The 4,379-nt window shown below is 50.8% G+C and carries 4 protein-coding genes; all 4 read right to left on the reverse strand.

Annotated elements, in window-relative coordinates; all coding sequences use genetic code 11:
• Positions 1–230 precede the first annotated feature (230 nt).
• On the reverse strand, positions 231–1,037 hold the full coding sequence (locus HMPREF0860_RS13390) for a FecR family protein (RefSeq protein WP_021331679.1): 807 nt from the start codon (positions 1,035–1,037) through the stop codon (positions 231–233).
• Positions 1,038–1,094: 57 nt separating this feature from the next.
• A complete protein-coding gene (locus tag HMPREF0860_RS10160; protein WP_021331673.1) occupies positions 1,095–2,243 on the reverse strand; it encodes a hypothetical protein in 1,149 nt (382 codons plus the stop codon).
• The gene (locus tag HMPREF0860_RS10165; protein WP_021331664.1) at positions 2,240–2,692 is read right to left on the reverse strand and encodes a hypothetical protein; all 453 of its coding nucleotides are present in this window, start codon (positions 2,690–2,692) and stop codon (positions 2,240–2,242) included. Before HMPREF0860_RS10165 ends, HMPREF0860_RS10160 begins: the two co-directional genes overlap by 4 nt.
• A gap of 124 nt (positions 2,693–2,816) precedes the next feature.
• Positions 2,817–4,112: a hypothetical protein gene (locus HMPREF0860_RS10170; protein ID WP_038082002.1), complete on the reverse strand. Its 1,296-nt coding sequence runs from the start codon at positions 4,110–4,112 to the stop codon at positions 2,817–2,819.
• Positions 4,113–4,379: the final 267 nt, after the last annotated feature.

Raw genomic sequence — 4,379 nt, forward strand, 5'->3', positions numbered from 1 at the left:
GGGGGGGGGTAACAGAGTATTATTCAATTCAAAAGGATTCAATCTTATCTCCTTGTATTGGGATACAGTATAACACGAAATGCGTAATTTGAAAAGCGGAACGGAAAAATTTGTATGTGTATTTTAACGAATAAAAAAGCCGTACCGGAAATCGTTTGTTATCGTACGCTTCCGATACGGCCGTTTTATGTATTTCACAAAACTCTTTTTACTCTACAACGCGTTATACATCAATCGCTGAACGAAACACTCACTTTAATCGTACCGACATTTCCCGGTATCGATTCGCCGGCAGCAGCAGTCCGTGCGCTCGGGGTACCGGTACTGACGCGCTCGGTTTCAGCAGGAGTATTGACCGTAGCTGCCACTTGGGAAGCGGCGGCGGCGGCCGACTGCGCGGGGGTTGCGCTCATACCGTCGGAAGAAAACGCTACGGCTTGTCCCTGCAGTACAACGACGGCACCGGTAGGAGCTGCAGGCGCTATATCGGTCGCGCGCGTTGCAGCGTTCGACTCGCCTTCCGCAGGAGCTTCGCTCACGGCGGATGCGTTATATAGACGGCCGCTGTAGACGACAACCGCTCCTTCCGTACAGGCAATCGAACCGTCCCCGCTGAAATCGAATTCGGTACCGCGCACGGAAGCGACGGCAACGGGATTTCGCACCGTGTAGTTTACACGCCTGTTTTCAGTCCGCTGCACCGTAGATTTGACCGCTCCCGTATTCAAATAGATGGCAACCGTATCGTTTTGTTCGCTCGCAGCAAGCTTTTCGAGTGTAACACGCGTCAACGCGCCGAGATGCAAAACCGAACCTTGATACCGGAGCATCGCTTTGGATTTAAATCCGGTCGAAATGATTTCCCCTTCAGAAACCGTATCGTTTGCGGAAAGCGGAACCCACGTACCGCCCCGCTCTACTTCCACTTTGCCTTCCGCAGAGACGACCGTCGCCGACGCCGCGCACAGCGGAAGCGCAACACAGAACGCCGCAAGCGCAGCGCAAACCGATTTTTTGATTGCCGCAGCAAAATTCATAAACAACCTCCAGTTGTCAATACTTATCGTTATCGCATCCGAAAATATAGGTTGCGATTAAAATACAAACGTTCCTCCGAAAGAACAGCAAATCTTATCGTTTTCGTTGTCTTTGCCTATATATTGATACATACCCGCGGAAAGCTGCAAATCGTGGAAAATATTCCACATCGCATCGAGCCGCCATTGAAAGCCGTTGTACGAAACCGTTTCAGGACACGCGAATACGAGGGCGAGTGACGATGCAACGTAAACCTTCGACAAAAACGTATACGAGCCGGACAGCATCGCTTTGATTTTGCTGTCATATTCGGTACTGAAGCCTGCCGTTTCCGACGCCAAAACCGCAGTCTGCGATGAAAATCCGCGGAACGGATCGAGCGCACCGTTACTGCCCGAAGCGTATACGCCGGAAAATGCGACGGACGCTTTTTTGACAGGATAGAACGACAGCGACAATTTCGTCAAATTGGAAATCGTACTCACGTTTTCCGTACCGAGCGTCGTCGATGCGGCGTAAAACAGATTGCTCAAAATCGGGCCGGAAAACATCAGCGTACCGTAGAGCCGATGATAGGCGTCGCCGGAAAAATCGATACATGTCCACTCTTCGAGCGTGATATCCTGATTTAAAAACAGGGACGGAAAGTTCACCGAAAAACCGAGCGGAATGTACGAAGGGCCGAATACATAGACAGCGGACGCGTCTTCGGGTTTGACCGTCGTATCGGAAAAGCGCCGAAGGATCACGACATCGTGGCTGTTGAGCAGCCGCGTTATGCCGCCGTACATACTTACCGAAGCGATAGGCAGCGAATACTTCGCATAGATGCCGTCATTTATCTGGCTGAAGACAATACCCGTCGCATCGCTGAGCGAAAAGCGGCCGGCACCGAATTCGAACATACCGGTTTTACCGACATGAAAGGTTCCCGTCAATTTTAACAGGTTTATATCGACGATATTCTTTACGATATCGCCGTCCTGATCGTAGCGGAATTCGTACGAAGCGTCGGCGGCAAAGCGCAGCTGTTCGCCTATCGGCGTCGTAAGCCACGCGTGCGCTCCGGCGCTTTCGTACCAAAAAAGCGAACCGATTTTTTTCCCTTGATACTTCGTTGTAGTGTTGAGTTTACCGCCCCAATCGAACGCACACAGGGGCACAAGCATAAGCGCGGCAAGCGCCGTACACAAAATCTTTTTCATTCGGCGCCTCCGTATGTCCGCAAGCACGCTGTATACATATTCAATACGTCGCTGCCCGATGCCTTTTTGGACGGATCGGCAGTTGCAGGAAGAATGCCGTCGACTTTAAACTGGCGGAACGTATAGCGCGCTGACTGCTTTGTCGCGCGGTACATGAGCCCGCCTTTGATATCCCACAATTTCGCCATCAGCCAAGAAAGCTCTTGCAGCGTTACCGCTCCGTTTACATCGGCACGGAAATTCACCTGCCCCTTTTGTACGAGGGCATGGAGCGCATCCTCATACGAAGCGTTTTCGCCGACGAAGCCCTGATACACGGCCGAAAGATAGCACACTTCCCCGTACGTCGCTTTATCCGCGGCAATGAGGCGGGTAACAAAATCCGCACGCTGTGCATACGCCGTAACGCACAACACAAAGACGGCCGGCAAGACACACATTTTTTTCATTCACATCTCCTCTCTTTATTACAATAACTTTACGATATACATACACCGCGTTTGCAGCAAAACCGCACACCCTTGTACGGCGGTACGCTCAATCGTACGACTCCTTCGTTCGGATAAAGCACGCTCAATCGCGGGCTTCCAGCACCCACGAATTTCCGCCCACACGTTTCCACCGTGCGGTAAAAGACAGCGATGACGCCACAGATGTGACCGTTACCGCGGAACCGAAACAGGCGGGTACATCCGTACTTCCCGTATCGTCACGCACAAGGGGGTGCGTTTTTACATAATCTTTCATATCGTCCTTGGTAGCCGGATCTGCAAACGATACGCTTACTTTTCCGACTTCGCCGAAAAGGGGACTCGTTACGATGATGCGTCCGATCTCAACCGCAAGCGACGAGTTCGTAAAATTTATCTCCGTCCCCGCACCCAAGCTTACCGCTCCGCCGAACCGCAACTCGCCTTTTTCGTTTATCTTAACGGAATTCGTGTCGGCGGCAATCAGGATATTTCTAAAAGAAAGATATCTATCGCTGGAAACGGAAAACTCGTTCGCCTTGATTTTGCATCGCTTTCCCGAAATCGAATCGAAATCAACGGAATGTTTTACTCTGTTGTCGCTCGTAGAAATCGACGGCAGAGCGCTTATGCCGGAAACGTCGACATCGTCCATCAATATGATGACACCCGCTTCGTCCGGCGGTAAATCCTGTACCGCACGCAAAGCACCCGTCCTATCACCGCCGTGACTCCAGTAAAAATGCGTCGGCTTATACGGCGTACTCTGTTGCGGAGAATATGTGCTTTGGCCGTATGAGTTTATGACACCCACTCCGTTTTGCGTCGCAAAATAAACGGGCGCACTTTCATTTCTTTTCAGCGTAAGGGAAATATCGTTTTCTCCCGTATCGGGCGTATAAAAATTATCGGTAAAATAGTAGTTTGCTCCAGCCCAATTCACAAGGGACTCGGGCGAAATCCCGGAAAAGACGGTATGCTCCATTTTAGCGGAAGTCGTATACGTGACGAGGACGCATACGAAGCATTTCGTCTTCGCTTGTACGCGCTGAAAAAAGAGCGGCTGCGGACGCGATATATCGACTCCCTTCCGCGACACGGCTTGAATGAGTCCCTTGTACCCTTGCGCTTCGCCCGCGCTCGGCGGAGTGAACTGCCCATTACCAATATTTTTGATTTCGACAGGATCGGCATCTTCACCGAACAAAAAGCCGTAGATCGACCACGGTCCTTCCGCGCCTCCGGCTGCCGCCCTCGCATGGGACAAAGCGCTTTGCGGCGCTAACGGGGGAACCGTAAAGGCAATACCATCCGTTTCTCTGCCGCCGAACACATCGCTGCAGGATAAAAAGACGAAACCGAAAAAAACCGCCGCAGCGGCAAAAATCGCTTTTTTCATAACGCTCACTCCTCCGTACATACCGTACTCACCGCCCGCCGGTGAAACGATCGAAAACGGTATGCCCTACGGTTCGATTCCTTATTTTATCAAAAAGGAAACCATCCGATAATATTATAACATAAATAATAAATAAAAACAACTTTTTCGTACGGTTTTATCAAGGGCATGGAAATCAATTTTCAATGGGTATTTTCTAATGGGTAATGGGTAATGAGTTTCATACAGAGACACGATACGGCATGTGCCGCACATCGAGCGAAGTTC

The sequence above is a fragment of the Treponema socranskii subsp. socranskii VPI DR56BR1116 = ATCC 35536 genome, assembly GCF_000468115.1.
Taxonomy (GTDB): Bacteria; Spirochaetota; Spirochaetia; order Treponematales; family Treponemataceae; genus Treponema_D; species Treponema_D socranskii.

Excerpts from the sequence above, each read along its gene's own strand:
- HMPREF0860_RS13390 (WP_021331679.1), bottom strand. The coding sequence starts at position 1,037 with ATGAATTTTGCTGCGGCAATCAAAAAATCGGTTTGCGCTGCGCTTGCG.
- HMPREF0860_RS10160 (WP_021331673.1), bottom strand. The coding sequence starts at position 2,243 with ATGAAAAAGATTTTGTGTACGGCGCTTGCCGCGCTTATGCTTGTGCCC.
- HMPREF0860_RS10165 (WP_021331664.1), bottom strand. The coding sequence starts at position 2,692 with ATGAAAAAAATGTGTGTCTTGCCGGCCGTCTTTGTGTTGTGCGTTACG.
- HMPREF0860_RS10170 (WP_038082002.1), bottom strand. The coding sequence starts at position 4,112 with ATGAAAAAAGCGATTTTTGCCGCTGCGGCGGTTTTTTTCGGTTTCGTC.